Source organism: Methyloversatilis discipulorum (assembly GCF_018780585.1).
GTDB lineage: Bacteria > Pseudomonadota > Gammaproteobacteria > Burkholderiales > Rhodocyclaceae > Methyloversatilis > Methyloversatilis discipulorum_B.
Genome location: NZ_JADMJL010000068.1, coordinates 1 through 3,374, shown reverse-complemented (window position 1 = coordinate 3,374; position 3,374 = coordinate 1). Strand labels below are relative to the sequence as shown.

At 64.7% G+C, this 3,374-nt stretch carries 4 protein-coding genes; all 4 read left to right on the top strand.

Annotation, left to right across the window (positions count from 1 at the left end):
• Positions 1-1,413, top strand: a 1,413-nt coding sequence (locus tag IV112_RS20955; RefSeq protein WP_304007016.1) for an aromatic/alkene/methane monooxygenase hydroxylase/oxygenase subunit alpha, incomplete at its 5' end; no start/stop codon positions are given.
• 13 nt (positions 1,414-1,426) lie between these two features.
• A complete protein-coding gene (locus tag IV112_RS20950; protein ID WP_304007014.1) occupies positions 1,427-1,786 on the top strand; it encodes a phenol hydroxylase subunit P4 in 360 nt (119 codons plus the stop codon).
• The gene (locus IV112_RS20945; protein ID WP_304007013.1) at positions 1,786-2,844 is read left to right on the top strand and encodes an NADH:ubiquinone reductase (Na(+)-transporting) subunit F; all 1,059 of its coding nucleotides are present in this window, start codon (positions 1,786-1,788) and stop codon (positions 2,842-2,844) included. Before IV112_RS20950 ends, IV112_RS20945 begins: the two co-directional genes overlap by 1 nt.
• Positions 2,845-2,846: 2 nt before the next feature.
• Positions 2,847-3,182 (top strand): 2Fe-2S iron-sulfur cluster binding domain-containing protein, encoded by a 336-nt coding sequence (locus IV112_RS20940; RefSeq protein WP_304007011.1) that lies wholly within the window; start codon positions 2,847-2,849, stop codon positions 3,180-3,182.
• Positions 3,183-3,374 lie beyond the last annotated feature (192 nt).

Below are 3,374 nucleotides of genomic sequence, written 5' to 3'. Positions count from 1 at the left end.
GACTGGGACAAGTGGGAAGACCCCTTCCGCCTGACCATGGACGCCTACTGGAAATACCAGGCTGAGAAGGAGCGCAAGCTCTACGCCATCATCGACGCCTACAGCCAGAGCAACGGCCACCTCGGCGTGACCGACGCGCGCTATCTGAACGCGATCAAGATCTTCCTGACCGCGGTGACGCCGCTGGAATACATGGCCCACCGCGGCTTCGCCCACGTCGGCCGCGCCTTCCCCGGCGCCGGTGCGCGCGTCGCCTGCCAGATGCAGGCGATCGACGAAATGCGCCATGCGCAGACGCAGATCCATTCGCTGTCGAATTACAACAAGTACTACAACGGCTTCCACGACGCGCCGCACATGTTCGACCGCGTCTGGTACCTGTCGGTCCCGAAGAGCTTCTTCGACGACGCGATCACCGCCGGTCCGTTCGAGTTCATCGTGTCGGTCGGCTTCTCCTTCGAGTACGTGCTGACCAATCTGCTGTTCGTGCCTTTCGTGTCGGGTGCGGCCTACAACGGCGACATGGGCACCATGACCTTCGGTTTCTCGGCGCAGTCGGACGAAGCGCGTCACATGACGCTGGGCCTGGAGTGCATCAAGTTCATTCTCGAACAGGACCCGGCCAACCTGCCCATCGTGCAGCGCTGGATAGACAAGTGGTGCTGGCGCGGCGTGCGCCTGCTGTCCATCGTCGCGATGATGATGGACTACATGCTGCCCAAGCGCGTCATGAGCTGGAAGGAAGCCTGGGAAATCTATTTCGAGGAAAACGGCGGCGCGCTGTTCAAGGACCTCGCGCGTTACGGCATCAAGATGCCGGCCTGCGCCGAGCAGATCCGCCAGGAGAAGGATCACCTGTCGCACCAGGTGTGGGCCACCTTCTACAACTACGGCGGCGCCACCGACTTCCACACCTGGATGCCGACCGAGGACGAAATGCAGTGGCTGTCGCAGAAGTACCCGGACACCTTCGACAAGTACTACCGGCCGCGTTTCGAGTTCTGGCGCGAACAGCAGGAAAAGGGCAATCGTTTCTACAACAAGACGCTGCCCATGCTGTGCCAGACCTGCCAGATTCCGATGCTGTTCACCGAGCCCGGCGACCCGACGAAGATCTGCTACCGCGAGCGCAGCTACAAGGGCAACAAGTACCACTTCTGCTCCGACCACTGCCAGCACATCTTCGATCACGAGCCGGAGAAGTACGTACAGGCCTGGCTGCCGGTGCACCAGATCTACCAGGGCAACTGCTTCCCCGAGGGTGCCGATCCGACCGCGCCCGGCTTCGATCCGCTGGCTGCGGTGCTGGAGTACTACCGGCTCAACGTCGGTCACGACAACGGCGAGTTCGAAGGCTCGGAAGACCATCGTAACTTCGAAGCCTGGCGCGGCATGGCCAAGCGCAACGACTGAGGGGGACGACGACATGCAAGTCGCTGCAGTGAAGGACTACGTCGGCACGCCGCGCGACGTGGTGGACAACTTCCACGGAAATCAGCTCGTCTACATCGGCTGGGATGAACACCTGATGTTCGCCGCGCCGCTCGCCTTTCCGTTTCCGCCCACGATGCGCTTCGGCGACATCGTCGAGAAGGTGCTGCCCGGCGCCTACGGCTACCACCCGGACTGGGCCAGGATCGACTGGTCGAAGGTCGAGTGGATGAAGTCCGGCGAGCCGTGGACGCCGCACTTCAACCGCACGCTGGCGGAGAACGGCATCGGCCACAAGGACGCCATCCGCTTCCGCACGCCGGGCCTGACCGGCATCAAGGGATCGTGCAGCTGATGGCTTACGCGCTGACCATAGAACCGCTCGGCCAGACGCTTGAGGTCGAGGACGACCAGACGGTGCTGGATGCCTGCCTGCGGGCGGGTATCTGGCTGCCGCACGCCTGCTGTCACGGTCTGTGCGCCACCTGCAAGGTGCAGGTGACGGACGGCGAGGTGGACCACGGCGAAGCGTCCGACTTCGCGCTGATGGACTTCGAGCGGGAGGAGGGCAAGACCCTGGCCTGCTGCGCGCGGCTGCAGAGCGACGTCACCATCGAGGCGGACATCGACGAGGAACCGGACGCGCGCAACATTCCGGTCGAGGATTTTCACGGTACGGTGACCCGCATCGAACAGCTGACGCCGACGATCAAGGGCCTGTTCATCCGGCTCGACCGGCCGCTCGACTTCCAGGCCGGCCAGTACATCAATCTGGACATCGGCGCCGAAGCCGGCATGAGTCGCGCGTTCTCGCTCGCCAATCCGCCGTCTACCGGCGACGAGGTCGAGCTGAACATCCGCATCGTGCCCGGCGGTCGCGGCACCACCTGGATACACGAGTCGCTGCAGGCGGGCGACCGGGTGAAGCTGTCCGGCCCCTACGGCCGCTTCTTCGTGCGCGAGTCGGCCGCCAAGCCGCTCATCTTCATGGCGGGCGGCTCCGGGCTTTCAAGCCCGCGCTCGATGATTCTCGACCTGCTGGCCAAGGGCTACGCGCAGCCGATCACGCTGGTGTATGGCGCGCGCAACCGGGCGGAGCTGTACTACCACGACGATTTCGCTGCACTTGCGGCGGCGCATCCGACCTTCAGCTACGTTCCGGCGCTGTCCGACGAACCGGCGGGCAGCGACTGGGCCGGCTTCCGCGGCTTCGCGCACGAGGCGGCGCTGGCCCACTTCCGCGAGGACTTCCGTGGCCACCAGGCCTATCTGTGCGGACCGCCGGTCATGATCGACGCCTGCATCAACGCGCTGATGCATGGCCGGCTGTTCGAGCGCGACATCTTCACCGAGAAGTTCTTCTCGGCCGCCGATGCGCAGCAGGTGCGCAGCCCGCTGTTCAGGAAGATCTGATCGTGGGGCGTTCGTACAGCATCGTGCTCGAAGGCATCGGCCGCGAGTATCTGTGTGCGGAAACGCAGAACGCGCTGCGCGGCATGGAGGCGCTGGGCGGCCGCGGCATCCCGGTCGGCTGCCGCCAGGGCGGCTGTGGCGTGTGCAAGGTGGAAGTGCTGTCCGGCACCTACACCGCTGGCGTCATGAGCCGCAGTGCAATCAGCGAGGAGGACGAGCGCCGCCGGTGCGTGCTTGCCTGCCGCATCTATCCGACCAGCGATCTGCGGCTGAAGGTGGTCGGCAGGATGGCACGCAGTGTCGAGGCGCTGAAGCAGGAAGCGGCGGAAAAGGGCTGACGGGGCGAGTCCCTGTGGAAGCGGCCTTGGCCGCGACAGGGCTGTCGCGGTCCGCCGGCTTCGATACTGGCCGCTGTCGGGGTCAGAAGACCCCTCCCGCAGAACCCTGTCCCGGCCAGGATCGCGATTCAGGCACACCCTTGTGGGAGATTCTATGTTCCGGCGCAAGCGTTTTCGTGCTGTTTCGGGACA